This is a genomic window from Hyphomicrobium sp. CS1BSMeth3 (assembly GCF_900117415.1).
Lineage (GTDB): Bacteria > Pseudomonadota > Alphaproteobacteria > Rhizobiales > Hyphomicrobiaceae.
In genome coordinates this window covers 2164360-2190980 of sequence record NZ_FPEI01000006.1, presented here as the reverse complement: position 1 = coordinate 2190980, position 26621 = coordinate 2164360, and the positions used below count along the sequence as shown (strand labels likewise).

The following is a 26621-nucleotide window of genomic DNA, read 5'->3' as shown; positions in this document are numbered from 1 at the left end:
TGGACTATTTGACCGAGTGGATGGTCAGGCCGTCGATGAAGCGGCGCTGAGCCAGGAGAAACGCGAGGATCAACGGTGCGACGATCGTCGCGGTCGCAGCCATAAGCGGGCCGAACTGCCGTCCGGTCTCGTCGTCGCGAAACAGCAGGATGCCGAGCGCCGGGGTGGCCAGCTCAGCGCGCCGCAGCACGATCAGCGGCCAGAACAGATCGTTCCAGTGCGAGACCAGCGAGAAGATGCCGAACGAGGCGATGGCTGGCGCGCTCATCGGGATCATGACCCGCCAGATGATGTCCGCCTCGCTCATGCCGTCGAGCTGGGCTGCCTGGATGAGCTCGTCGGGGATCGTGCTGAAGAATTGCCGCAGCAGGAATACGCCGAAGGCGGAGAAGATCCACGGGAGGATCAGCGCGCCGTAGCTGTCGATCAGTTGCGCGTAGTAGAGCAGAACGAAATGGGGGATCGACAGCACTTGCGGCGGGATCAGCAGCGCGATCAGTACTGCCGAGAACAGCGTATCTCGGCCCCGGAAGCGCAGCTTGGCCAGCGCGTAAGCGCAGGGAATGCAGACCAGGAGCTGCACCATGAAAATCGCTGCGCAGACCAGCACGCCGTTAAGCAGAAAGCGAAGCATGGGTGCGCTGGCAAACACCACCCGGTAGTTGTCGAAACCGGCGAAGCTCTCGGGCAGGATATGGAAGTGCGCCTGGTAGATCTCCGGCGTCGTCTTGATCGACAGGCTCAGCATCCACATGAACGGCAGCAGCGCGAACAGCGCAGTCACGCTCAGGATCACGCAGCGAAGGACCTTGCCCTTCGTTCCTAACGACAGCGGTGTCATGAGTAATGTACTCGTCTATCCATGATCTTGGCCTGCAGCAGGGTGATCGCGATCACAATGCCGAGGAACACCACCGTCAGAGCCGCGCCGTAGCCGGTCCGCAGGTAGTCGAAGCTTTCCGTGTTGAGCCGGTACAGCAGGACATCGGTGCTGTAGTTCGGACCGCCCGCCGTCAGGACGCGAACGGTGTCGAAGACGGAGAATGCGCGCACGGCCGTGACGACCATGACGAACATCAGCACCGGTCCGATCATCGGCAGGACGACGAGCCGCATCCGGTCCATGACGCTGTCGGCCCCGTCGATCTCGGCCGCATCGTACAGGTTCTGCGGGATCGCCTTCAGTCCGGCGATGAACAGGACCATGGCGTAGCCGAAGCCCTGCCAGATGCCGATCAGGACCAGGGCCAGGAGTGCCGTGTGCTCGTCGCGCAGCCAGCTCACGCCAGAATATCCGAGCCCGTACAGGATGTGGTTGAACAGGCCGATCGTCGGATGCAGCATGGTTCCCCAGACGATGGCCATCGCCGATGTTGCCGCCATCACAGGGATGAAATGCGCCGTCCTGTACAAGCCTTTCAGCTCGTTGCTCGACTCGAGCAGCACGGCGACGATGAGCCCGAGGATGACTGTTCCGGGCACGACCAGCAGCACATAGAGGAAGGTATTGCGCAGCGATTTCCAGAACACGGTATCGGCGAACAGCTCCTGGAAATTGCGCGCACCGATGAACGAGAACTGTTCCTGGCCGAGCTGCCAGTCGGTCAGCGAGAAGAGCATCACCGCAAGCAGCGGTCCGAACAGCAGCACGCCCATCGTAACTACGGCGGGCGCACTGTAGAGCCAGCCGCGCCGATCGCCGCGTTGCTTGCTGGCCGAGGCCGGCCTGGCTCCGGCTGCGCTGATGGCGTTGCGCGGGGACGATAGCGCCGTCATGCGACCAGAGCCCCGTGATCCTGGCTCGGACGGCAGCGCTTCTTTTTCGCGTCGAACCGCAGCACGTGCCGGCCTTCCACGCTGACGCCTACGGCAGTCCCAGCGGTATGCCGCGGGCTGGTACGATCGGTGCGGATCACGATGGTGCCGGCGTCGCCATCCAGGCGGACATGGACGAAGACATCAGCCCCGAGATGCTCGGACACGGCCACGGTGCCGTTGAGCATCGCATCGGCCGGGCGGGTGATGATGGCGTTTTCCGGACGGAACGCGGCCACCGCCGTGTCTTGCGAGAGCTGCCAGGCGAGGCAGAGCTGCCGGTTCAGCGCATGGACGGGAACGGCGTTGATCTGCGGGCTGCCGATCATTTCCGCTACCCGCAAGTCATCCGGATCGGAATAGAGCTGCTCTGGCGCGGCGACCTGCAGCAGCTCGCCCTCCATCATGACCGCGACCCGGTCTGACATCGTCATGGCTTCGGCCTGGTCGTGCGTCACGTACACGAAGGTGGCGCCGATCTGGCGATGCAGGGCCATGATCTCGCTGCGCATTTGCACCCGCAGCTTGGCATCGAGGTTGGACAGCGGCTCGTCCATCAGGAAAACCGCCGGTTGCCGAACCATGGCGCGTCCGAGCGCAACGCGTTGGCGCTGTCCTCCCGACAATTGCCCCGGCTTGCGGGCGAGCAGCGGCTCGACGCCGAGAATCGAGGCGACTTGCTCGGCTTCGGCGCGGATCTCCCGCTCGATCCGCCGCGTTCCCGGCATCCATCGGCCGAGCAGGGGGAAGCGCTGCGCTGCAGTCAGGCGCCGCATGCGCAGAGGCATGACGATATTGTCGAGGACCGTCAGATGGGGATAGAGCGCGTAGGATTGGAAGACCATGGCAACGTTGCGTTGCTTGGGCCGGTCTTTGGCCACGTCGCGGTCGGCAATACGCAGCGCGCCGGCATCGGGCGCCTCCAGCCCGGCAATGATACGAAGCAGGGTCGACTTCCCGCACCCGGATGGCCCCACCAGGGTCAGGAACTCGCCGTCCTCGACCGAGAGCGAAACGTTCTTCAAGACGCTCGTGTCGCCGTAGCGCTTCTCAATGCCCAAGATCTCGATCGTCGCCATGACTTGAACTCCGCAGCGGGCCTATCGGCGAACGATCGGGGACACCCAGAACTGCTCGCTGGATTTCTGAAACGGCAGACGCAGGTAAAGCGGATCGTTGCCGTGCACCTCGAGCGTGAACTGCCCCTTCTCGATGGTGAGGTCGGCGAACGCTGCCGCGGTCCTGGGGTAGGTCGTGAACCGTTCCGACAGCGATTGAACGGTGAAGTGATGGATGCCGGCGATATTGGTCCAGGTGTTCCAGTGCGAGTGGCCGGCCAGCCAGATCGCCACCCGCCCGGTCCTTTCCACGGCGTTGCGGACCGCCTCGTGGTCGGGATAGGTCGAGTAGGTTGGATGGAAGTGGTGATAGAAGTTCCCGGTCTGGGCGCGTCCCGCGAGCGACACGTGCGTTGCGATGATGGCCGGGCGCTCATCCTCGAGCAGGGCCTGCACCAGCCAGGTGAGATGTCCCGCCGTCGGCCGGAAGCTGCCCTTTTCGTAGTCGAATGCCACGTTCGGCTGCCAGGCGATCAGGCGCACGTCGCCGAGATCGACGACGCGGCTTGCAAACGAGCAGTCGAAAATGGCCTCGTTGTCCGCCGCCGTCAGATTGATGACGTCGTGGTTGCCCAGCAGGTGCACGCGATGGCGCGGGAAGCGTTTGAAGGCTGGCGCCAGTTCCTTTGCCCGGGCCGTGTCGGTCTCGTGATCGACGTCATTGATGCGATCGCCGAGCTCGAGCAGCAGATCCGCGCCCCCACTGATCGCCCGCTCCACGAACTGTTCCACCGCCTCGACCACGGGGAAATCTGGGTCCTTGAGCGGACAATTCCTGGTCTCGGTGCCGTTATGGATGTCCGCAATGATCGCAATCTTCATCTGCCCCTCGCGCTTTCTGCGCTGCAACGTAGGGGCGACGTGTGACAGTCTAATGAATTTATTTCAATATTCTTAGGAGATACAGTGAGATTGTCTCACGCGACTCGTGTCGGACGGCGCGCGCCGATAGCCACCCTTGTCGCGCCCTGCCTCGGCCTCGCCAAGCCTCACCGACGAGGGGCGTCGACATTCTCTCCGGCCCGGCGCTCGCGAGCTCGCTGCTCAATATCTTTTCTCGGCGATGACGCGCGCGCTGAGCTGCAGCTTGGCGACGGACCGCTCCGGATCCGCGAGGGCGCAGCAGCTCACCAGCGTATCCACGATTGCGAGTTGCGCGACGCGGCTGCTCATGGCCTCGGGGCGGTAGCGCGTCTCGTTGGCGACGGTATGCAGCACCACGTCGCAGTAGCGCTGCAGCGGGGATCTGCCGAGACGCGTGATGCCGATCACTTTGGCACCCGCCTCCTTTGCTAGCCGTGTCGCCAGCACGGTTTCGACTGTGCTCCCGGAGTGCGAGACGGTGACCACGGTGACATCCGGCCCGGACATGGCGGCATTGACCGCCTGCATGTGTGAATCGATGGTCGCCGCTGCTCGAAGTCCGAGCTGCATGAGTCGGTAGGCGAGGTCGACTGCGATCGGGCCCGAGCTGCCGATGCCGTAGACGTCGATGCGCGCCGCGGCACGGATGAGTTCCACCGCCTGGCCGAGCGCCTCTGTCGACAGCAGCTTGCGGGTGTCTGCAAGGGAGTTGGCGTGCGCCGCGAAGATGCGGCCGCTGACCTCGCTGATGCTGTCGCCCTCGTGCAGATCTTCCTGGATGAACTGCATCGGCTCGACGAGTTCCCTGGCGATCAGGATCTTGAGCTCCTGGAAGCCGCTTGCGCCGAGCCGGCGGCACAGGCTCACGATACTGCCCTCGCTCGCCTCCACCTGGTCGGCAAGCTCGGTGATCGACATGCGGATGATCTCTTCCGCATGCGTGTCGATATAGGAGGCGATGCGTCGGGCTGTCGGCGGCAGGTCCGCCTGTAGATGGCGCAGCCGGGCGAGCAAGCGGCCGGCTGCCTGGTTTTCGACGCCCGCGCTGGTTTGGCTCATGCTGCGAATCCCCGATCGGATTTGCAAAAATGGGAGATGGCCGGAAATGAGACAAGCTCACTCTCACTCATATATACGGTGAGAGCATCTTATAGCCATCCCTATCAGGATGCCCCGCGGGGGGGACGCTCCAGTCTGTTGGCCCGGCGAGCCGCGCCATCATAAAGGCATCTCGGTGCCGCCACTTTTCACCCCCCCGCATCAATAGCGCGCGAGCCCGAGCATGATGCCGGCCGGGGTTGTAACCGGACATTGAATGTGAACGAGGGGGAGGGCGTACCGGAGATGCGCCGCGACGGTTTGTTCCGGCTGGCGCGTTATATCTCTTTGCGGTCCCGAGGCTATGCTCCGCCAGCTCCAGCGGCGCTATCCTACGGATCGCACTAAGCCGGCCGGCCATCTGTGAAAGGATTCAAGGTGTTGAAGCTGCTCAAGCGATTGCTGGCGGTTGCCATTGTGTGCGCAATCGGAGGTGGCGTCTTTTATGTGACTACCCTGCCGGCCGTTCAGGAAAAAATGAGCGGCGCACGTCGCATGGGGGGCGGGATCAGCACGGTGCCGGTGCTCGCAGCGTCGGCTCGACTGGATAATGTTCCGGTTTATCTCCATGGCGTGGGCACCGCCAAGGCGCGCAATTCAGTCGTCGTGCGGCCGCAGGTCGATGGCCGCATCCTGAGCATCAATTTCAAGGAGGGCCAGGAGGTCAGGAAGGGCGACGTGCTGGCCAAGATTGACCCCGCGACGTATCAGGCGCAGCTCGACCAGGCGATCGCCAAGAAGGCTCTCGATGAGGTCCAGCTCGAGAATGCCAAGCGCGACCTCGAGCGCTATTCCCAGCTCGGGGGCAACGTCGTGGCGCAAAAGACCATCGATACGCAAAACGCGCTGGTTGCTCAGTTCACCGCTCAGCTCAAGCAGGACGATGCGGCGATCGCCAACGCCCGCGCCTACCTGGACTACACCACCATCATCTCTCCCATCGACGGGCGCACCGGCATTCGCATGGTGGACCAGGGCAACCTCGTGCGCGCGGCCGATGCCGGTATCGTCATGATCACGGAGGTGCGGCCGATCTCGGTGCTGTTCACCCTGCCGCAGCAGCAGCTCGCTCAGGTCAACAAGGCGCTCGCCAGCAGGGTCCTCAGCGTGGATGCGCTCGATTCCAACAACCAGGTCGTGCTCGACCACGGCACACTGCAGGTGATCGACAACCAGGTCGACTCGGCCACCGGCACCATCCGCATGAAGGCAGAGTTTCCCAACGCGAACCTGCAGATCTGGCCCGGCCAGTTCGTCAACGTGCGCATCCTGATCGACACGCTCGAGCGGGTCGTGGTCGTTCCTACTCCGGCAGTTCAGCGCGGCCCCAACGGCACGTTCGTCTATGTCGTGGAGGCCGATGAGAAGGTGGCGCTCAAGCCCGTGGCGCTGACCATGCAGAACGAGAGCGAAGCGGTGGTTGCCACGGGTGTTGCCGCCGGCGACCGTATCGTCACGACCGGGTTTGCCCGCCTCAAGGACGGCGCACGCGTCGACGTCAGCGCACCCGAGACGCCGGGCAGCCCCGCGCCGATCAGCGCGAAGCCCGAGGCCAAGACCGATCCGCGCAACGTCGTCGCGACCGCCTGTGCCGCTGATGTGCAGAAGCTCTGTCCTGGCGTCGAGCGGCAAGGCATTCGCGGCTGCTTGCGAGCCAATGCCGGGCAGCTCTCGGATACGTGCAAGGCCGCCGCGCTCGCGGCCGGCAGGAGCCAACGCAAGGCGGATAACACGGTCCTTCAATGAGCGTGTCATCCCCCTTCATCCGGCGTCCGATCGCGACCTCGCTGCTCGGCTTTGCGGTAGCGCTCGGCGGCGCGCTCGGCTACTGGCTGCTGCCGGTGGCCTCCCTGCCGCAAGTCGATTTTCCCACCATCCAGGTGACGACGCAGCTCCCGGGCGCCAATCCGGAAACCACGGCCAACCTGGTGACGGCGCCTCTCGAGCGGCAGCTCGGGCAGATCCCCGCGCTCGCCACCATGACCTCGTCCTCCTCTTACGGCATCAGCCAGATCACGCTGCAGTTCCAGCTCACGCGCGACATCGACGCTGCTGCTCAGGACGTGCAGTCCGCCATCAACGCGGCGGGCTCCACTCTGCCCCGCAACCTGCCCTATCCGCCGACCTACTCGAAGGTGAACCCGGCCGACGCGCCGATCATGACGCTGGCGCTGACCTCGCCCAACATCCCGCTACGGGCCTTGAGCGACCTCGCCGACACGCTGATGACCCAGCGTCTGAGCTCGGTGCCCGGCATCGGCCACGTGTCGGTCGAGGGCGGCATCAAGCCCGCCGTGCGCATCCGGGCGGATCTGGCGCGGCTGGCGGCCTACGGGCTCAGCATGGCGGACCTGCGTACCGCCATCGTCGCCGCCAACGTGTCCGGTCCCAAGGGCTCGATCGACGGCCCCCACCAGTCCTACACCATTGCCGCCAACGACCAGATCACCAGCGCGGAAGCCTATCGCTCTGTCATCGTCACCTATCGCAATAACGCGCCCATCGTGGTGAGCGACGTGGCCGAGGTCGTCGAGAGCCTCGAGAACACCAAAGTCGGCGGCTGGTACAAGAATGTGCCCGCCGTCATCATCGACGTGTACCGCCAGCCCGGCGCCAACGTGATCGAGACGGTGCAACGCATTCGCGCCGAGCTGCCGCGGCTGCAGCGCACCATCCCGAGCGGCGCCGAGCTGACTGTAGTGACCGACCGCACCGGTACGATACGCGCCTCCGTGCACGACGTGCAGTTCACCCTGGTGCTCAGCGTGGCGCTGGTGGTGCTCGTCGTATTCATGTTCCTCCGCAGCCTGCGCGCCACCATCATTGCGGGCGTCGCGCTGCCGCTCTCACTGGTTGCGACGTTCGGCGTGATGTGGTTCTGCGGCTTCAGCCTCAACAACCTGTCGCTGATGGCGCTGACCATCGGCACCGGCTTTGTCGTCGACGATGTGATCGTGATGATCGAGAACATCGTCCGTCACCTCGAGCGCGGATTGCGTCCGATCGAGGCGGCATTGCAGGGCGCGCGCGAGATCGGCTTCACCGTGATCTCGCTGACGTTGTCCCTGATCGCGGTGTTCATCCCGCTCTTGTTCATGACCGGCCTCGTCGGCCGCATGTTCCGCGAGTTCGCGCTGACGCTCACCATTGCGGTGGTGCTCTCCGCCGTGGTCTCGCTGACGCTCACGCCCATGATGTGCTCGCGGATGCTGCGTCATACGGAAAACGGCGACGGGGGAGCCATCGCGCGCGCCTTCAACCGCATGATCGAGTGGGTGCTCGGAGGCTACCACCGCAGCCTGGAATGGGTGCTCCGCCACGAGACCGCAACGCTCCTGACCACCGTCGCCACCCTTGTCATCACCATTGGTCTCTACGTGATCGTGCCGAAGGGCTTCCTGCCACCCCAGGATACCGGCCTCGTCAACGCCGTGCTGGAAGCCGGCCCTGAGGTGTCCTTCGCCGAGATGGAGCGTCTGCAGGCCAAGGTCGCGGCCGAGTTGCGCACCGATCCGGACGTGGAAGGCGTGGTCAGCGTGATCGGCGTCAGCGCCATCAATCCGACGCCCAACGCCGGCCATCTCAAGATTGTCCTGAAGCCGCGCGACGGTCGTCAGGCAACGGCCGACGAGATTGTCGCGCGACTGCAAACCAAGGTGGCGCGGATCCCGGGAGTGATCCTCTACTTCCAGCCCGTGCCGGACATCCAGATCAGCACGCGCACCAGCCGCGCCCAGTACCAGTACACCCTGGTCGGCAGCGACGCCGACGATGTCGCCCTCTGGTCGGCGAAGCTCGCCGACAAACTGCGCAATTCACCGGCGTTGCGCGAGGTCGTGTCCGAGGCGCAGGACGGCGGCCTGCGTGCCCTCGTCAACGTCGACCGCGAGACCGCGAGCCGGCTCGGCGTCTCGATGCAGGCGGTCAACGATGCCCTGAACGACGCCTTTGGTCAGCGCCAGATCTCGACCATCTATGCCCAGGCCAATCAGTATCGCGTCGTGCTCGAAGCCATGCCGCAATATCAGGGCGATGCCGGAGCCCTGACCAAAGTGTACGTGCCCGGCGCCGGCGGCGCCCAGGTGCCCTTGAGCGCCGTGGCGAGGATCGAGCGTCACACCGCGCCGCTCGTCATCAACCACCAGGACCAGTTCCCCTCCGTCACCATCAGCTTCAACCTGGCGCCGGGCGCTTCCCTCGGGGATGCCGTCCATGCGGTCCAAACGGCCGGCCAGGAGATCGGCATGCCTTCGTCGGTGACAGGCACCTTCTCGGGCGATGCCGACGAGTTCACCCGCTCGCTCGCTGGCCAGCCCTGGCTGATCCTCGCTGCCGTCATCACCATCTACATCGTGCTCGGCGTGCTCTACGAGAGCTTCGTCCACCCCTTCACCATTCTCACCACGCTGCCGTCAGCCGGCATCGGCGCCCTGCTCGCGCTGATGCTATGCGGCATGGACCTCTCGCTGGTGGCGCTCATCGGCATCATTCTGTTGATGGGCATCGTCAAGAAGAACGCGATCATGATGATCGACTTCGCGTTGGAGGCCGAGCGTGAGCAGGGCATGAGCCCGCGCGAAGCGATCGTGCAGGCGTGTCTGCTTCGCTTCCGGCCGATCATGATGACCACGCTCGCGGCGCTGTTCGGCGCATTGCCGCTGGCGATCGAGAGCGGAACCGGCTCGGAGCTCAGGAACCCGCTCGGCGTCTCCATCATCGGCGGCTTGCTGCTGAGCCAGTTGTTGACCCTCTACACAACGCCCGTGATCTACCTCGCCATGGAGCGCGTGCGCGTCCGCCTCGCGCCCGGCTCGAACGGAGCATTCCACGTACCCGAGGAGCCGGTGCCGCTGTCGCGTCAGCCGACGGAGTGAGAAGGCGATGAACTTCTCCCAGCCCTTCATCGAGCGGCCGATCGGCACCATCCTCCTTGCGATCGGGCTGGTGCTGCTCGGCTGCGTGGCCTATCGCTTCCTCCCTGTCGCGAGCATGCCCTCGGTCGAGTTCCCGACCATTCGCGTCACTGCCAGCCTGCCGGGGGCCGATCCCGAGACCATGGCGGCACGCGTGGCCGCGCCGCTCGAGCGGCGGCTCGGTGAGATCCCCGGCGTTACCGAGATCACCTCGACGAACGCGCTCGGCAGCACGCGCATCGCCATCCAGTTCGCGCTCAACCGCAGCATCGAGGGCGCAGCCCAGGACGTGCAGGCCGCCATCAACGCGGCCGCTGCCGAGCTGCCGGCCGACATGCCCTCGCTGCCCAGATTCCGAAAGTCGAACCCGGCCGCGGCGCCGATCCTGATCCTCGCGCTCACATCGCAGACCATCGCGGCGAGCGACATGTACGATGCCGCTGACACCGTCATCGCGCAGCGCATCTCGCAGATCGACGGCGTGGCCGAGGTGACCATCGCCGGTGCCGAGCAGCCCGCCATCCGCATCCGCGTCAATCCCCGCCAGCTCGCAGCCATGAACATGAGCATCGAGGCTGTGCGTTTGGCGATCACGCGCGCCAACGCCGTTGCTCCGCTCGGGATCATCGACGGCGACCGCAATGTCATCGCGCTGGAGGCGAACAGCCAGCTCCGCAGCGTCGAGGACTACGAGAGCATCATCGTCAAGTCGGTTGCCGGCGGTGCCGTCGTGCGTCTCAAGGACGTGGCCACTGTCGAGCAAAGTACGCGCAACTCGCGTTCGCAGGCCATGTTCAACGGGCGGCCGGCGATCCTTCTCACCATCGTCAAGAGCGCCGATGCCAACGTCATCGAAACGGTCGACCGCGTTCTCGATCTGATGCCCGAGATCAAGCGGTGGGTGCCGGCGGGCATGGAGCTTTCCGTGCTCTCCGATCGCACGGCGACACTGCGGGCCAGCGTTCATGACATGCAGATCACGCTCGGGCTGTCCATCGCGCTGGTGATGGTGGTGGTCTACGTCTTTCTGCGCCGCCCGACGCCGACCATCGCTGCAGGCGTCACCGTGCCGCTGTCACTGGCCGGCACCTGCGCCGCCATGTGGCTCGCCGGCTTCTCGATCAACAACCTGACGCTGATGGCGCTCGCTGTCTCGGTCGGTTTCGTCGTCGACGATGCCATCGTCATGATCGAGAACGTGTTCCGCAATCTCGAGAAGGGCTGGTCGCCGATGCGTGCGGCGCTGGAGGGCGCCCGGCAGATCGGCTTCACGGTCGTCTCCATCAGCATCTCGCTCATTGCCGCCTTCATCCCGTTGCTGTTCATGAACGACGTCATGGGGCGTCTGCTGCGCGAGTTCTCGGTCACGCTGGTGTTTGCCATCGCCGTGTCCCTCGTCGTCTCCCTGTCCGTGACGCCGATGATCTGCGCGCATTTCGTGCGCTCGCCGCCGAGCCCCAACGCCACCTGGCTCGACCGTATCGTCGAAACGGTGTTCGGCTGGGCCCTGCGCATCTACACGGTCACGCTGACCATCGCCATCCGCCACAAGGTGGTGATGCTGGCCACCTTGATCGCCACGGTGGTGCTTACGGCGGACCTCTACATCAAGAGCCCGAAGGGCTACTTCCCGCGCGACGATACCGGCCTGATCTTCGCGGGGACGCGCGCTCACACCGATACGTCCTTCGATACGATGGCGAGGCTCCAGCAACAGGCGCTCGACATCGTTCTGGCTGATCCTGCCGTCGCCAATGTCGGCTCCTCGGTCGGCGCGTCGGGCTTCAGCGCCTCGGCCAATCGCGGCCGCATGTTCATCAGCCTGAAGCCGCTCGCTGAGCGGAACAATCTGCCGACCGCCCGCGTCATCGACCGGCTGCGCCGCGAGCTTTCGCAGGTGAGGGGCCTCGGTGTCTTCCTGGCCGCCGCGCAGGACATCCGCACGGGCGCGCGGCAGGCCGATTCAGACTATCAGTTCACGCTGTGGAGCACCGATGCCGGTGACCTCTATACCTGGGCGCCGAGGGTCGCGGACCGGATAGCGGCAATCCCGGGACTGGCCGACGTCAACAGCGATCGCGAGCAAGGCGGTCTGCAGGCGAACCTCACCATCAACCGGCAGGCGGCGGCGCGTCTTGGCGTGCGCATTCAGGACATCAACAACGCGCTCAACAACGCCTTCGCTCAGCGCCAGGTGTCGGTGATCTATACCCAGCGTAACCAGTATCGCGTCATTCTGGAGGTGGATCCGCGCTACCAGCAGGATCCAGAGGACCTGCAGCACATCTTCGTCCCTGGCTATGACGACGCGCAGATACCGCTGACCAGCGTCGTCAACATAACGCGTACGCTCGCGCCCCTCGTGGTCAACCACCAAGGCCCCTTTCCCGCCGTCACCATCAGCTACGGCCTTACCGCGGACATGACGCTCGACGAGGCGCAGGCCGCCATCAAGCAGGCCATTGCCGAGCTGCACCTGCCGGACAGCATCCGCGCCGAGGCGGCCGGCGATGCCAAGGCCTTCGCGCAGCAGGGCAACATGCAGGTGCTGCTGATCATTGCCGCGCTGCTCGCGGTCTACATCGTGCTCGGCGTGCTCTACGAGAGCCTCGCGCATCCGGTCACGATCATCTCGACGCTGCCATCGGCGGGCCTCGGCGCGCTGATTGCGCTGCGCTTTTATGGCATGGAGCTGTCGGTGATCGCCTTCATCGGCATCATCCTGCTGATCGGCATCGTCAAGAAGAATGGCATCATGCTGGTCGATTTCGCCCTCGAGGCCGAGCGCGGCCAGAAGCTCTCGCCCGAGCAGGCCATCATCGAGGCGGCACGAGAGCGCTTCCGTCCCATCATGATGACGACCTTCGCGGCACTGCTCGGCGCCGTCCCCCTCGCCATGGCTACGGGACCGGGGTCGGAGTTGCGCCGTCCGCTCGGCGTCGCCATCATCGGCGGCCTGCTGGTGTCGCAGGTGCTCACCCTCTACACCACGCCGATCATCTATCTGCTGCTGGACAGATTGCACCGGCGCCTTGGCGGCGAAGGCCAGGCCGGATTGGTACGCAATGAGAGCGCGCCTCCGACAGTCCCCGCCGAGTAGCGAGAGCGTTGCCGAAGACCGAGCCGTAGCAGCGCAAAGCGCCTGAGGTGGAACTTTGTCTTGCTGCGCTGATTAGCTACGGCAACCGCCAGGCTCGGAGCTCGATGACTGGATGTTCCGGATCAAACTCCATAGTCTTGGAGAAGAGTGCCGCCGATCCGTTCAGGCTCGTCCAGCGCGGCCACCAGCTCGTTCATGCCGGTATGCCATGCTTCGACGACGCGCTTCAGGCCAAAACGCGCGCCATCCGGGTAGCACATGACACGGAACGTGCAGGCGGCGCCCGGCATGCCAACCGCCGGGATCATGACACCTCCGAACTCCTCCAGAATGCGCATCGACGCGAATGCGACTGCTTCGATCGGGACGACTCTGGTCGTGTCATGATTGGTCTTGCGCAAGGCCAGCTCAAGGAAGTCCTCGCCACTGACGGCGATGCCGGCGCCGGCGAGATAGATCTTGCCTTCGGCTGCGTCCTGCAACGCATCCCGAATCTGGACGGACATGCGTGCCGCTTCGCGGATAGGTTCCGGATCGAAGGCTGCAACCGCATGAGCGGCGGCGATGTACTGACCGAGCTGAGCCTCGACGCCAAGCGCCAGTGCGCGCGCCTTCACCGCGCGAACAAGATCACGCTTGCCGGCAACGAACCCAGAGCGCGGACCACCAAGATGCTTGTCCATGGACCACACGGCAATGTCCGCGTCGGCAAGCTCGAGCCCGCCCGGCTCGTCATACAGTGAAATGCGCGCGGCCATGTGCGCGTCGTCCAGGATAACCAAGGCACCGCGCTTGCGCGCCGCGGCTGCCGCGCGCTCGACGAACGAACGCGGCAGGTGGTTCTTGGACGGCGATATCGTCGTGACGACGATTGCCCGCGGCGCCGCGCCGGCTGCAACCGCCGCCTCGAAGGCATCGATGCTCGTGAATTCCTCGAACGTGCCTTGAGCGACAACAACGCCCTGGCGCACCGAGGGATGCGAACGGTCGGCCGCGACGAGCGACACGACGCGGTCCCCCGGCTTCAGCACCGTGAGCATCGTTGCAAGCGTCGCTGCGGTGATGCGGGTGGCAAGAAAGCCGTCGTGCTTCTCTGCCTTGCCGCCCATGCGCGAGATTGCCAGCGGCTCCAGCTCGCCCTCCGAACGCGCAATGAAGTGCACATAGGAGCGCATCGCATCCGCGTCTCCCTCCTCGAAGGGGAAGGCGCGGATGAGGCCGGTGAGATTGAACACGCCATCGTCGCCGTACTTTTTGTAGCGATCGCGCACGATGGTGTAGGCACGCTGCTGGCGCAGGGACTCGGCCACTTCGTCTGTGATGACGGCCCCGCGGGCATAACCGACCGTCGGGTCGATCGTGTTACCAAACCGATCCGTTCGGGCAGCAGCGCTGTCCTGTACAACTGTCTTCATGGCTGCACCTATGGTGTCGTGTTCACATCACTGCTGCTTTGCGGCCGGGCTCTTCTGCGCCGCCTTCAGCGCATCGAACAGGATGGCCATACCGCGGTCGATCTCCGCATCCGTCGACGCCATGGGCGGCACGAGGCGAATGATGTTCTGCGTGCCCTGATAGCCGCGGATCTGGAAGATGAGGCCATTGTCGAGGCAGTACTTCGCCACCTGGCTGGTCGCGGCATCGGCCGGCGTTTTCTTCTCGCGATCCGTGACGAGCTCGACACCGAGCAGCGTGCCGTGCCCGCGGACGTCGCCGATGAGCTCGATTTCCTTGCTCATCTCGGCGAGCGCGGCCTTGATACGGCTCTCGATGCGGCGCGCCTTGCCTGCCATGTCCTCCTCGACCACGATCTTGACGCTCTCTTCACCGGCCGCGCAAAGCAGCGGATCCGTCGCGTGCGAGCGCGTGGCGAAGTAGCCGTTGGCGACTGCCTTCTCCGCGATTTCATCAGACGTAATTACGGCGCTGATCGGCAGGCCGCCGCCGAAGTGCTTTGAGATCGTGATGATGTCCGGAGTGACGTTCTGATGAAGCTGGAAGCCGAACAGATGACCCGTTTTGCCGAGACCGGTCTGCGACTCGTCGAAGATCATGAGCATGCCGCGCTTGTCGAGCTCCTTGCGCAGCGCGCTGAAGTAGCCGGGTGGCGGGACGATCACACCGCCGGCGCTGAGGATCGGCTCACCGATGAAACCCGCCGGCTGGCTCGTGAAGTTCGCGTCCGCCAGCTCCATGCTCATCTTGAGGCAGGCGAAGCCGCATGTCGGATGCTTCTGGGCGAGGGGGCAGCGGTAGCAATTGGGCGTCATGATCGACGATGTCGCGGGGGCGACGACCGTGTGCTTGCGTCGGCTCCAGGCGAACGAAAGGGAGCGCGTGAGATACGATGTCGACCCGTGCAAACCCGAGTGGAAGCCGATGATGTCCAAACCGCCGGTGGCCTTCCGGCCGAGATCGATCGCGGCCTCGATCGAGTCGCTGCCGCTGACGAGGAAGAGGGAACGCTTGAGCGGCTTTGGGAGGATCTTGCCGAGGGTCTCATGCAGGCGCAGGCGCGCCGTATTCAGCATTGTATTGCTGGCATGGAGCAGCGACTGCATCGTCTCGGTGATCACCTTGACCATGCGCGGATGCTGGTGGCCTAGGGCCGCGCCCATCTGACCGGACTGAAAATCCAGATATTCCTTGCCGTCGGTGTCGTAGACGAGCGTACCTTTTGATTTGGCGAGGATCGGCCGGTCCTCGAGGCCGCCCATGTAGCTTGTCTTGACTGTCGGGAATGCCCACGTCGAGACGATCTCCTTGGCCTTTGCGCGTTCCATATCGGAATCCTTCTTCGTGTTGGGTTAGATGCGTAGGAAGAGACGATTGAAGCGCTTGCGGTCTTCGAGGAGACGGACAAGCGCCGATATCGCGCGATTGACGACGAAGTAGATGATGAGGAGCGTGAGATAGACCTCGAGCGGCGCGGTCATGAGACGGGCGCCGATCTGCTTGCCGATCTCGGTCAGATCCGTGAGGCCGATCAGGAAGGCGAGCGAGGTGTTCTTGATGGAGACCACATAGCGCCCCGCGAGCGCAGGCAGCATGTTGAAGAAGGCCTGCGGCAGGACGATCTTGGTGTGGATCTGATAGCCTGCAAGGCCGAGAGCGCGACCGGCCTCGATGTTGGCGGGGGCGACAGACTTGATGCCTCCATGCACGATCTCGGCAATATACGCGCCGGTGAACAGCGTCAGAGCGATGAGCACACTCATGAACTTCGAAATCTGAAAGCCGAGCGCCGGGGGCACGAAGTAGGCCCAGAAGACCAGAATCAGCAGCGGAACATTGCGGAAGGCTTGCACGTAGATCATCGCCGGCACGTTCAGGCTGCGGCGCGGCGAGTTGCGCATCAGTCCGACGATGGCTCCGATCAGCGTCGATCCCAGGATCGCCAGAAGACCGATTGTAAGTGTCAGCGCGATGCCGCCAAGTTGGCCGCGCGTGAAAAGATCGCCGAACAGCAGCCGCTGCCAGTTCGCGAGGGTCCAGACGCGCTCCCAGTTGCTCATGAGAGACCACTCCCGGCTGCAACGGTTGCCGAGCGTGCATGGATGTGGCGCGACAGTCGTGCCTGTACGAGATTGCCGATGCCGGCCATGAGGAGGCAGAGGATGAAGTAGATGACGGTCACGGCCGTAAGAGCTTCGAGACCGCGGAACAGGAAGTTGTCGATGGAGCGATACTGATACGTGAGCTCGGTGACTCCGATCGCCATGGCAAGGGAGGTGTTCTTGACGAGTGATGTCGCCTCATTCACCAGCGGTGGAACGAGAATGCGCAGAGCCTGCGGATAGAGCACGCGGCGGAGCGCCTGCCCAAGCCCGAGGCCAAGTGCGCGCGCGGCTTCGAGCTGTCCGCGTGGAATGGCATTGAGCCCGGCGCGTACGACTTCCGAGAAGAAGGCGCCGTGATAGATCGAAAGGGCGATGACGGCCGCGCCCATTTCGTACCCGAAGTCGCGAAGGGCGATGAACAGCGGCTGCGGCAGGATGTATGACGCCGAGAAGTACCAGAACAGGATCTGGACGACGGGCGGCGTATTTCGCGAGAACTCGACGAAGAACCAGCAGATGGGCTCGGCCCATCGCCAGCCGATCCAGCGAAGTGTTCCCATGGCAAAGCCGATCGAGACGGCAAGGATCAACGAGCAGATTGCGAGCTTTAGCGTGAAGTTGAGGCCAGTCAGGATCGACCAGCCTGCTTCACCCCACAATATGCTCCAGTCGGTATTCATCGATCGCGTCCGGATGCAGCGTCAGGGGCGGCGGCAATACAACTGCCGCCGCATCATCATCGTTCGATCATTCGTCCCAAACCGGAATGCTGAAGTCGTTGAAGTCGGCGAGCGTCATCTTCAGAGCGGAGTCTTTGCCGAGCCACTTGTCGAAGATCGCCATCCAGGTGCCGTCCTTCCACTGGTCCTGCAGAAGGAAGTTGATTGCGTCGCGCGACTTCGAGTCGTTCTCCCGCACGACGGCTGCATAGTAGGCGCCGCCGTAGAAGCCTTCCTTGCCGACGACCTCGTAGACGCTCGGATCGGGAGAGGCCGCGCGCAGACCAGCGAGAAGAAGGTTGTCGGTGGCCACGGCATCGACGGTGCCGCGCTCGAGCGCGAAGAAGGCCTCAGGCCAGTTTTGGAAGGTCTGGACGATCGCCTTGGGCTGGGCACGCGGCACATTCTTCACCGCACCCGAACCGGCATCGAGACCGAAGCGTTTGCCGGCCATATCCGCCATGCTTTTGATGCCGCTCGCCTTCTTCACGAGCAGCGTTTGTGGCGTGTAGAGATAGGGCAGTGTGAAATCGACGACGCGATCGCGGTTGCGATAGTGGCTCACCGTGGCGACGATAATGTCGATGCGCCCCTGCTGAAGGAGCTGCACTCGGTTCGAGGCCTTGACGGGCTCGAACTCCACTTTGACGTTGAGGCGGCGGGCCAGATCCTTGACGATGTCGATCTCAAACCCCGCGAGCTCGCCCTTATCATCGACAAAGCCGAGATAGGGCGCGTCGTTCTTGACGCCGGCGCGGAGCACGCCGCGCTCCTTGACCTCGTCGATCATTGTCTTGGTGCAACTGCACTGAGCGGATGCGGGTGCCGAAATACCTGCCACCATGGCAAGGCCAAGTGCCATTGATAACGCTGCTACCGTCGATCTCATGGACCACTCCCCTTTTTGCCTCGAGTGAAATGACTAAGGGCCTTCGATTGAGCTCTCCATCCTGTCAGTGCCGGAGGATCTTGCTGATGAACCTGCGCGCGCGCTCCTCCTTCGGATTGGAGAAGAACGACTCCGGGTCACTGTCCTCTACTATCTGGCCTTCATCCATGAAGACGACGCGGTCCGCGACCTCGCGGGCAAAGCCCATCTCGTGTGTCACCACCACCATCGTCATGCCTTCGCGCGCGAGATCGCGCATGACATCGAGCACTTCGGCGATCATCTCCGGATCGAGAGCCGACGTCGGCTCATCGAACAGCATGGCCTTTGGCTCCATACAGAGTGCTCGCGCGATGGCGGCACGCTGCTGCTGACCGCCGGACAGCATGTCGGGAAAGGCATCCATTTTCTGCTCGATGCCAACGCGCGTGAGAAGTTTCTGGGCAAGCTCCACGGCCGCTGCGCGCGATGCGCCTCGCACAAGCGTCGGAGCGAGGATGAGATTCTGCAGCACCGTCATCTGCGGAAAGAGATTGAAAGACTGGAACACCATACCGACGGACGGATTGAGGCGTTCGAGTTTGGAGGCAGAACGGCCGAGCACCACACCGTCCACGACCACCTCTCCCGATTGAACCTTCTCCAGACCATTGATGCAGCGAAGAAGCGTGCTCTTGCCCGACCCGCTTGGCCCGCACAGCACGACGACCTCTCCGCGCCCGATCTGCAAGTTCACACCCCTGAGTACCTCGAGCTGTCCAAACCTCTTCACGACATTCCGGAACTCGACGAACGGTGTGCTCATGCGGCAAAGCCATTCATCGTCTTGTCGATAATCCCGCTTGAGCTGAGGCCGGAAAGCCCAAGCCGTTCGAGTGTGTGGCCCTCGGCCACGAAATCACGCTCGTAGAGCGCCGACGTCAGCTCGATCAGATTGCGCGTGATCGGCATCTCGATGCCGGCCGCTTGTGCCAGAGCGTCGAAGAATACGAGCGCGTAGGGCACGTCCTCGGTGATGAAACGGTGGTCGAAGGCCTGCGGCCCGATGGGGCCCTTGAGCTTCTTCGCAACGGACGCGAATATGGCCGGCAGATCGTCCCCTTCTGCGCCGTGGGCCTGGCGGAAATAGTCGGCGACGGAGATCTCTGTCGTGCCGTAGTGCCGGACGACGAGGAGGCGCTCATCATCGGCGAGCTTCACGAGCTTCGCGACGCCGGGCGTGATGCACTCCCAGATCATCCAGCTCTCCTGCCGCTCGGCTCGGCTCAGATTACAGAGCAGCGGGGGGACGTGATAAACGGGATTGTGATTGTTGAGCGATACGGCAAGCGCGTTGGGCTCGAGCCGAAAGCGGTCTCCGTAGATCGCGCTCATGCGCATCATGGCCTCGGCACCGCGTCGTGCCGGGATGGCGGCGATGTCGATGACATCCTTGATCTTTAAGATGCGGACTGTCGCCGGTCCGGCCTTGCGCGCCGTGAAGAGGCTCGTGGACGCATCGATGATCAGCGGCGCCACGTTACGCTTGGCCGTCATGCGCGAGAGCAGCAACGAGCTGAGCCCCGTCACCGGATGCACCATAACGACGTGATCGTTCGTGAGATACGGGCGAGGCCGCGGACATAAGGGTGTCGTGGGCAAAAGCGGGTGCTGCAATCATCACGAGTTCGGCGTCGGCAATGACGGAGGAAACGTCCGACGCGATCTTGATCTTCGCCTTGGCGTTGATCAGGCCTTCTATCGAGAGCGTGCCGTCAGCAAGCGCTTGACGCTCACCATCCAGCGCCGTCCAAAGATGAATGTCATGGCCTTTACTCGCGAGCCACGCGGCATTCGCAAGAGCGACATTTCCGGCACCGAGTATGCCAATCTTCATGGCCGGCCTCCGCTATCGTGCCGATCAAGAGTTGTCATTTTGCTGCGCCCGTTCTGGATGATCCCTTGGCACGCGCGCGCGAACGCGTCGCTTTCTTCGCGCTCCGCTTTCCTGTCCGCGACTTCTCCTCGCGCATGTCTTGCGAGGTCTTGACCGTGTAGTAGTAGCGGTCTGCGCGATAGTGCGAACGGAAGACGACGATGGTGCGGTTGCTGTTGCCTTCGAGGAAATGCCGCGTGATGCACAGGAGCGGTGCGCCGACATCAATGCGCAGAAGTTTGGCCATGTCGCTGTCGGCGACGGTCGCCTCGATCCTCTGCTGATCTTCCCAGATCTCGTAAGCTAGCGTTTCGCGAAGCTCATGCATGATGGAGGTGTGCGAGAGATCGAGGCGCGCCAGTTGGGCGCCGACATCGATCGGCATATACGCTGCATGATGCGCGAAGTGATCGCGGGAAAAGAACCGCAGGCGCTCGATGACATAGACGGTTTCGTCCGGCAACGACGCCATCAACTCGGCGACGAGTGGCGGCGGCAGCTCCACCTCCCGCTTGATGACGCGGGCTTCCGTGTCGAGCTTGAGTGCGCTGAAGTCTTCCGTCAGACCCGTCAGGCGATGCTCCGTGCGGGGGCGCGGAACTTTCACGACGGAAGTTCCATGCCCGCGCCGTCGGCTCACATATCCGTCTTCCTCAAGGCCTCGCAGAGCGTCGCGCACTGTTTCTCTGCTGACGCCGAACTCCCCGCAGAGCGAATGCTCCGTCGGGAGTCGATCACCCACCTCGCTGCGCTCTAGACGTTTGCGCAGGATTTCCCTGATCTGCAGGTACTTCGGAAATGGGTTCAGAAAGCGGTGTGGCAAGCTGTGTCTCTGTCGTATGCCTGATAGACATATTTTGTCTGGTACCTAGACAATATGAGCTGATATCTTTTGCGTCAATGCACACGTCGTGCCCAATATCCAGTCGTTGTGCGCAATTGGGGATCAGTTCATGAGCGACGCCTCCTCGGACACACGCCCGAACATCATGGAGATCGATCTTGGAGCGCTGGACGCTAACCTGGCGCGAATTAAGGGCCTTCTGGCGCCGGGAACGAAGATTATCGCGTCCGTGAAAGGCAATGCCTACGGGCTTGGTTTGTCGGAGATCGCCAGTCGACTGGCCGACGGTGGCGTCCACTCTCTGACAACTGGCTCCTTCACGGATGCCATGACGATCCGCAAGGCCGGCATCGATACCGAGATCATGATGTTCGGCGGCGCGCTGCCGTCAGGAATGGCGACCTATGTCGCGCATAACCTCGTCCCGACCGTGCACAATATGGAGCTCGCGGAGGCCGTATCGGCGGCAGCGCGTAAGCCGACGAAGGTTTATCTCAAGATCGACAGCGGTTGGGGCCGGCTTGGCATCCCGCTCAAGAAGGCAAAGCAGTTTGCGCTCGATGTCGCGCGGCTGCCGAATGTGTTGGTGGAAGGCATCTATACGCACCTGCCGTTCTTCGACGCGGCTGGCATGGCCTTCGCTCAGCAGAGGACGGGGGCATTCGATGCGCTCATCGCCGATATCAAGCGCGCCGGCCTCGAAATTCCCATCCAGCAGGCGCGCTCGAGTGCCGGCATCCTCGCGGGGATCAAGGATGCCTGCAATGCCGTATCGCCCGGCGGTATCCTCTATGGGAAATCGCCTCTCCCGGATGATGTCGTCGACACCTCAGCCTTTCGACCTGTGACGAGGGCCGTGCGCTCGCGGCTCATTCATGTCGCGCCCGATGCCGCGGATCGGATGCCGGGGTTCGCCAGCCGCTACGCCGAGCGCGTAACCGGCGCGACGGGCGTACTTCCCTTTGGGCGCGCGGATGGCAATCGGGCGCCGCTCCCGGGACGCAAGGCCTACATGCTCGTCGCAGGGAAGAGGGCGCCGGTGCTCGGCGTCTCGTCGGAGCATGCCGTGATCGATCTCTCGGGTATACCGGAGGCGCGCGTCGGCGATGAGGTTGTCGTGCTGGGGCGCAGCGGCAGCGAGGAGATTACGCTTAAGGACCTCGCGGCGTGGCAGGGAACGACCGGCAGCGACATCCTGCTCATGCTGAGCAATCGCCTGCAGCGCACGCACGTCGGCTGATCGAATTCGCGCCAGGGCACAGTGGATATTCTTCTTCAGTGCAAGCCGGATCGTCGTGAACGCTGGCAGGCTGCGCTGCAGGCCGCAATCCCGGATTGCGCCGTGCGCGTCTGGCCGGACGTCGGCGATCCTGCAGGCATCGAGCTTATCGTGACGTCGTCGCGCTTGCCGATCGACCTCTCCTCCTTACCCAATCTCCGCTTTATCGCCACGACAGGTGCGGGCGTAGAGCATCTGATCGGGAGCGTCGATGGAATTCCGCCGGAGGTTCCCATCGTCCGCGTCGTCGATCCCAAACTCACAAGTAGCATGGCGGAATACGTGCTTACGGCCGTGCTCCGCTATCACCGCGAATTCCATCTTTTCGAGGCGGCACAGAAGGTCGGGAAATGGCTCACGCCCGTCCGGTGTGATCCGGAGGCGCGGGCGATCGGTATCATGGGCCTCGGGGCGCTGGGGCAGGCTTCCGCTCGGCTCCTCACCACGCTCGGCTTTCGCGTGCTCGGCTGGTCTCGCCGGCTCAAAGATATCGACGGGATCGAATGTCATCACGGCGCGGACGGCCTGAGAGCCATGCTGGCGAAGACTGAAATATTGGTCTGCCTGCTGCCTCTGACGGCTGAGACGGAAGGTATTCTCGACGCCGCAGCCTTTGCGTTGCTACCGACGGGTGCGACGCTGATCAATGTCGGACGAGGGAAGCATATCGTCGAGACGGACTTACTGGCAGCGCTGGATGCTGGGCCATTGGCGCACGCGACGCTCGATGTCTTCACTGAAGAGCCGCTGCCGCATGAGCACGCCTTCTGGGCGCATCCGAACATCACGGTTACGCCTCACATCGCCAGCATGACCGTGCCAGAAAGTGCTGTGGAAGGCATTGCGCACGCGCTGCGACTCGCACGAAGAGGCGAACCGCTGCCGCTCACCGTGGATCGAAGCCTCGGCTATTGAGCCTACGCTCCGTTTGCATCCGCGCTTACTGGGCCAGGTGGCGGGAGCTCGCCTTGATCGTTTCGATGAAAGCCGAGATCGCCGGGCTGCGCTGCGCGCCTTCATGGTAGGCCACCTGGATCGTTCGCACGATCGGAGGATCGAGTTTGGCTACGCGGAAGTCTCCGCGGTTGCTCAAAACCCTAAGTCCCGGCATGACTGAAACCGAGCAGCCCGAAGCGACCATTGCGGCGATCGCCGGAAAGCCATTGCAGTTGCCGTTGATCATGGGCCTGAAACCGGCCTTCATGCAGGCTTCGACGATCGTATCCGAGTAGGTGCCGCGCGCATCCAAAGCCCAGCGTTCGTCCTTCAGATCCACAAGAGAGACGGACTTCTTGCGCGCGAGGCGATGCGTCTTGGGGAGCATGACGAGGAGCTGGTCAATGCCGAGCTTCTGCGTTTCGATGCCCGCGACCGGCAGCACCCCTCGAAGCGTCAGATCGTCGATGACAGCGAGGTCTACCTGCCAGGATCGGAGCGCGGCGAGTCCGTCGATCGGCTCGAGTTCGCTGAAGACGACAACCAGATGCGGGTGCTGCCGCTCCAGAAGCTGGATCGTCTTGGGGATGCTGACCGTCGCTACCGAGGGAAAGGCGGCCACTCGCAGCTCACCGGCCACGACAGACCGCATTTGGGCCATTTCCGTCTTTGCTTCCTCGATCACGGCCGTGATGCGCTCGACGTGCGCAACGAGCCGTTTTCCCGCAGCCGTCAGCAGGACGCCGCGCCCGCGACGCTCCACCAGCTCGACCTGCAGTTCATCTTCGAGCTGAGCGATCTGCTGGGAGACGGCCGAAGGCGACAAATGCAGGGCGTCGGCGACGGCGGCCATCGTCGTGCGCAAAGACAGCTCGCGAAGCGTCCGGAGGCGTACGAAATCCATGAACGATCCCCGAAATGCGATCGCTCAATCGTGCAATCCTTCTAATGTATATGTCAAATTATAATAAGTAGACCTTACGAACGCGGAGTGTACGCTTCTCATCAACGGGAAGGTGCACACCCTCGGATTCGAGGCGCCCTGCACCGATCAGGCAGAGCCGGGCCTCGATGTCGCGAGCGGGAGCTGTAGTGCCGGGGACTATTTCCGATGGGGCCGGCGCCCCGGGCGCAAGCTTCTTCTCTGCCCCTCTCTCCGCGCTTCGCGATCCGGTCGCTGCTCACATCCGCGCCGATGCGGATCGCGAGCAAAGATCCATCAATCTTATTGCTTCGGCCTCGTATAGCCCGCTGGCGCTGCGTCAGGCGGAAGGCTCGCATCTCGTCAACAAGAATGCCTCCGGATGGGTGGGGCGGCGGAGCGTCGCCAACTGCGAAGACGTCGATGCCATCGAGCGGATCGCGATCGAACGCGCGCAAGCGATCTTCGGTGGCGAGGCCGTCAACGTTCAGGCGCTTTCGGCGACGCTGGCGAACGTCGCCGTGCTGCGCGCCGTACTGAAGCCCGGCGATCGACTGCTGGCATTCGGCGAAACGGCAGGCGGCCATATCAGCCACGGCACGCCTGGGCATCTGTCCAGCATAGGCCTCGAAGTCGCGACATTCGGCGTGGGTGCTGGCGACGTGATCGATCTGGATGATGTGCGAAAGGCAGCGAAAGCTTCGCGCCCTAAGATGATCGTCGCGGGGGCGACGTCGTATCCGAGGCGGATCGACTTTGCAGGCTTGCGGCAGATTGCCGATGAGGTCGGCGCGTTGCTGTTTGCAGATATTGCTCATGTCGCTGGATTGATTGCAGCCGGTCTTCATCCGAACCCGGTACCCTTCTCGGATGTTGCCACCACTTCGACGCAGAAGACCCTATGCGGCCCCCGCAACGGCGCGTTCGTCTTCTCTCGCGGCGAATATGCACGTGCGATCGATCAGGCGATCTATCCTGGCATGCAGGGCCCCGCGCCCGTGCATATCATTGCCGCGCGTGCCGTCCAGTTGGAGCTGGTGCGCCGTCCCGAGTTCAAAGCGCTCATGGCGCAGGTTATCGCCAACGCGCAGAGCCTTTGCGAGGGCCTGCAGGAAGCCGACATCGCGCTCTACACCGGGGGCACGGACACGCATCTGGTCGTCGCGGACGCTCGCTCAACGGCGTGGATACCGAAGGATCTCATCGCGACATTCGGCGCGTATGGCGTCGTGGCGAACGCGATGGGCCTTCCTCCCCGTGCTGGAGACGGCCGCGGTGTCGGGTTCCGCATTGGCACCGTCGCTATGAGCATCCGTGGCTTCTCGCAAAGCGAGTTTCGCGAGCTGGGTGCCTCGATTGGTCGAATTCTGGGGCGCGGTCCCAATACGCCGCTCGATGAGCCCATGCGGCAGCGCCTTTTGGCCATGGCGCTCGCTCATCCGGTCCCTTCCTTCGTCTCGCAGGAGAGCTGAATTGGGCGCGAACTTCGACATCGAGGCTGTGCGGCGGGAATTTCCGGTTACGCGCCAGATGTTGTACTTCGACACAGCCCATCAGTCGCCGCTTTCGGTCAGCGTCAAGGCCGCGCTCGAGCGCTTCTACAGTGAAGGCCTGGAAACGGCCGGCCCCAAACCAAGATGGCTTGAGCGCGTCGAAAAGGTCCGCGCGCGCGTTGCGGCCTTCATCGGTGCCGAGCCTTCCGAGATCGCTTTCACGAAGAACACTTCCGAAGGTCTGAACATCGCGGCCAATGCGCTGCCGTTGACGGCTGGAGACAACGTCCTTCTCGTCGAGGGGGATCATCCCAACAACGCTTATGCCTTCCTCAATCTCGCGTCGAAGGGTGTCGAGGTGCGGTTTGTCCCCATGGGAGCGTCCATGGGTGCGCAGAGCTTCGTCCCGCACATTGATGAGCGGACGCGCGCGCTCTCGCTTTCGCACGTCACGTTTCATTCGGGTCAGATCTTCGATATCGCCGGGATCGGTCAGATGTGCGCCGAGAGGAACATCGCTCTGATCGTCGATGCCATGCAGTCCATCGGTGTCGTGCCGTTGGACGTGGCGTCGATGCCGACGTCGATGGTGGCCTTCGGTTGCCACAAAGGCCTTCTCGTACCGCAGGGATTGGGCGTGTTGTGCGTGAGCCGCGCGCTTGCCGATCTGAAGCCCGCCTATCTGGCCGTTGCTTCCCTTGCTCATCCGCCATCCGATCTTGTCGCACGCGCCGACAATATGGAGCTGAAGCCTGGCGCCCGCCGCTTCGAGATCGGCAACTACAACCTTCCTGACATCCATGCGCTCGACGCGGCTTTGGATCTGATCGAGAGAGTGGGGCGCGCGAGCATCAATCAGCATGTGCTCGATCTGGGTGATCGCCTGCTGGCGCATCTCGATGAGATCGGCATCGACATCGTGGGGCCGCGATCGCGCGATCAGCGCTGCCACATCATTGTGCTGAAGCTGACGCCGGCCTCCTGGGTTCCCTATCTCGCGAGCGAGAAGGTACGGGTCTCGCCGGAGCGCGACGGCGTGCGCGTCTCGTTCGGGATGTTCAACACTGCCGAGGAAATCGACCGCTTCGCCGGAATTCTGAAGCGAGGGAAGGCGGCAATCGGAATGGGGAGCGCATCGCTCCCGAACTGAGGATCT

General features: G+C 63.4%; 22 protein-coding genes. 7 read left to right on the top strand and 15 right to left on the bottom strand.

Annotated features, from left to right (window positions below):
- Window positions 1-4 precede the first annotated feature (4 nt).
- The 5 genes from CS1BSM3_RS25175 to CS1BSM3_RS25155 form a co-directional block, all read right to left on the bottom strand.
- Window positions 5-841 (bottom strand): carbohydrate ABC transporter permease, encoded by an 837-nt coding sequence (locus CS1BSM3_RS25175; RefSeq protein ID WP_072392515.1) that lies wholly within the window; start codon window positions 839-841, stop codon window positions 5-7.
- On the bottom strand, window positions 838-1776 hold the full coding sequence (locus CS1BSM3_RS25170; RefSeq protein WP_072392512.1) for a carbohydrate ABC transporter permease: 939 nt from the start codon (window positions 1774-1776) through the stop codon (window positions 838-840). Before CS1BSM3_RS25170 ends, CS1BSM3_RS25175 begins: the two co-directional genes overlap by 4 nt.
- Window positions 1773-2894, bottom strand: a complete 1122-nt coding sequence (locus tag CS1BSM3_RS25165) for an ABC transporter ATP-binding protein (protein WP_072392509.1) — start codon at window positions 2892-2894, stop codon at window positions 1773-1775. Before CS1BSM3_RS25165 ends, CS1BSM3_RS25170 begins: the two co-directional genes overlap by 4 nt.
- 21 nt (window positions 2895-2915) lie before the next feature.
- Window positions 2916-3755, bottom strand: a complete 840-nt coding sequence (locus tag CS1BSM3_RS25160; protein ID WP_072392506.1) for a metallophosphoesterase family protein — start codon at window positions 3753-3755, stop codon at window positions 2916-2918.
- A 222-nt stretch (window positions 3756-3977) separates the two neighbouring features.
- Complete coding sequence (locus CS1BSM3_RS25155; protein ID WP_083528893.1) at window positions 3978-4856, bottom strand: MurR/RpiR family transcriptional regulator; 879 nt, start codon at window positions 4854-4856, stop codon at window positions 3978-3980.
- A gap of 516 nt (window positions 4857-5372) precedes the next feature.
- Here CS1BSM3_RS25155 and CS1BSM3_RS25150 point away from each other — a divergent pair.
- Genes CS1BSM3_RS25150 through CS1BSM3_RS25140 form a run of 3 tightly spaced genes read left to right on the top strand, consistent with a single transcriptional unit; the run spans window position 5373 to window position 12908 of the window.
- Window positions 5373-6641, top strand: a complete 1269-nt coding sequence (locus tag CS1BSM3_RS25150; RefSeq protein ID WP_143149349.1) for an efflux RND transporter periplasmic adaptor subunit — start codon at window positions 5373-5375, stop codon at window positions 6639-6641.
- Window positions 6638-9769 carry a multidrug efflux RND transporter permease subunit gene (locus CS1BSM3_RS25145; protein WP_143149348.1) on the top strand — a complete coding sequence of 1044 codons (3132 nt, stop codon included), beginning with the start codon at window positions 6638-6640 and terminating at the stop codon, window positions 9767-9769. Before CS1BSM3_RS25150 ends, CS1BSM3_RS25145 begins: the two co-directional genes overlap by 4 nt.
- 7 nt (window positions 9770-9776) lie before the next feature.
- A complete protein-coding gene (locus CS1BSM3_RS25140; RefSeq protein WP_072392501.1) occupies window positions 9777-12908 on the top strand; it encodes an efflux RND transporter permease subunit in 3132 nt (1043 codons plus the stop codon).
- Between the two features lie 122 nt (window positions 12909-13030).
- Here CS1BSM3_RS25140 and CS1BSM3_RS25135 read toward each other — a convergent pair whose 3' ends face one another.
- From CS1BSM3_RS25135 to CS1BSM3_RS25095, 9 genes are all read right to left on the bottom strand, one after another.
- The gene (locus tag CS1BSM3_RS25135) at window positions 13031-14323 is read right to left on the bottom strand and encodes an aminotransferase class I/II-fold pyridoxal phosphate-dependent enzyme (RefSeq protein WP_072392498.1); all 1293 of its coding nucleotides are present in this window, start codon (window positions 14321-14323) and stop codon (window positions 13031-13033) included.
- Between the two features lie 27 nt (window positions 14324-14350).
- On the bottom strand, window positions 14351-15691 hold the full coding sequence (locus CS1BSM3_RS25130) for an aspartate aminotransferase family protein (protein WP_072392495.1): 1341 nt from the start codon (window positions 15689-15691) through the stop codon (window positions 14351-14353).
- A 24-nt stretch (window positions 15692-15715) separates the two neighbouring features.
- The gene (locus tag CS1BSM3_RS25125; RefSeq protein WP_072392492.1) at window positions 15716-16423 is read right to left on the bottom strand and encodes an amino acid ABC transporter permease; all 708 of its coding nucleotides are present in this window, start codon (window positions 16421-16423) and stop codon (window positions 15716-15718) included.
- Entirely contained in the window at window positions 16420-17148 is a 729-nt protein-coding gene (locus tag CS1BSM3_RS25120) for an amino acid ABC transporter permease (RefSeq protein ID WP_083528892.1), read from the bottom strand. Before CS1BSM3_RS25120 ends, CS1BSM3_RS25125 begins: the two co-directional genes overlap by 4 nt.
- A gap of 67 nt (window positions 17149-17215) precedes the next feature.
- On the bottom strand, window positions 17216-18049 hold the full coding sequence (locus tag CS1BSM3_RS25115; RefSeq protein ID WP_174263785.1) for a transporter substrate-binding domain-containing protein: 834 nt from the start codon (window positions 18047-18049) through the stop codon (window positions 17216-17218).
- A 91-nt stretch (window positions 18050-18140) separates the two neighbouring features.
- Window positions 18141-18881 carry an amino acid ABC transporter ATP-binding protein gene (locus tag CS1BSM3_RS25110; RefSeq protein WP_072392483.1) on the bottom strand — a complete coding sequence of 247 codons (741 nt, stop codon included), beginning with the start codon at window positions 18879-18881 and terminating at the stop codon, window positions 18141-18143.
- Complete coding sequence (locus tag CS1BSM3_RS25105; protein ID WP_174263784.1) at window positions 18878-19645, bottom strand: NAD/NADP octopine/nopaline dehydrogenase family protein; 768 nt, start codon at window positions 19643-19645, stop codon at window positions 18878-18880. Before CS1BSM3_RS25105 ends, CS1BSM3_RS25110 begins: the two co-directional genes overlap by 4 nt.
- Complete coding sequence (locus tag CS1BSM3_RS25100) at window positions 19596-19952, bottom strand: 2-dehydropantoate 2-reductase N-terminal domain-containing protein (RefSeq protein ID WP_072392477.1); 357 nt, start codon at window positions 19950-19952, stop codon at window positions 19596-19598. Before CS1BSM3_RS25100 ends, CS1BSM3_RS25105 begins: the two co-directional genes overlap by 50 nt.
- Window positions 19953-19986: 34 nt before the next feature.
- Window positions 19987-20598 carry a GntR family transcriptional regulator gene (locus CS1BSM3_RS25095; RefSeq protein WP_244540609.1) on the bottom strand — a complete coding sequence of 204 codons (612 nt, stop codon included), beginning with the start codon at window positions 20596-20598 and terminating at the stop codon, window positions 19987-19989.
- Between the two features lie 346 nt (window positions 20599-20944).
- On the opposite strand from CS1BSM3_RS25095, the gene alr reads away from it, so the two are divergent.
- Both alr and CS1BSM3_RS25085 read left to right on the top strand, forming a co-directional pair.
- Window positions 20945-22075 carry an alanine racemase gene (gene alr / locus CS1BSM3_RS25090; RefSeq protein ID WP_072392471.1) on the top strand — a complete coding sequence of 377 codons (1131 nt, stop codon included), beginning with the start codon at window positions 20945-20947 and terminating at the stop codon, window positions 22073-22075.
- A 21-nt stretch (window positions 22076-22096) separates the two neighbouring features.
- Window positions 22097-23029 carry a 2-hydroxyacid dehydrogenase gene (locus CS1BSM3_RS25085; RefSeq protein ID WP_072392468.1) on the top strand — a complete coding sequence of 311 codons (933 nt, stop codon included), beginning with the start codon at window positions 22097-22099 and terminating at the stop codon, window positions 23027-23029.
- A gap of 25 nt (window positions 23030-23054) precedes the next feature.
- Here CS1BSM3_RS25085 and CS1BSM3_RS25080 read toward each other — a convergent pair whose 3' ends face one another.
- A complete protein-coding gene (locus CS1BSM3_RS25080) occupies window positions 23055-23954 on the bottom strand; it encodes a LysR family transcriptional regulator (protein WP_072392465.1) in 900 nt (299 codons plus the stop codon).
- A 188-nt stretch (window positions 23955-24142) separates the two neighbouring features.
- Between CS1BSM3_RS25080 and CS1BSM3_RS25075 the strand changes: the two genes are divergently transcribed.
- Complete coding sequence (locus tag CS1BSM3_RS25075) at window positions 24143-25444, top strand: serine hydroxymethyltransferase (RefSeq protein WP_174263783.1); 1302 nt, start codon at window positions 24143-24145, stop codon at window positions 25442-25444.
- A 1-nt stretch (window position 25445) separates the two neighbouring features.
- Window positions 25446-26615, top strand: coding sequence for an aminotransferase class V-fold PLP-dependent enzyme (locus CS1BSM3_RS25070; protein ID WP_143149347.1), 1170 nt, complete (start codon window positions 25446-25448; stop codon window positions 26613-26615).
- Window positions 26616-26621 lie beyond the last annotated feature (6 nt).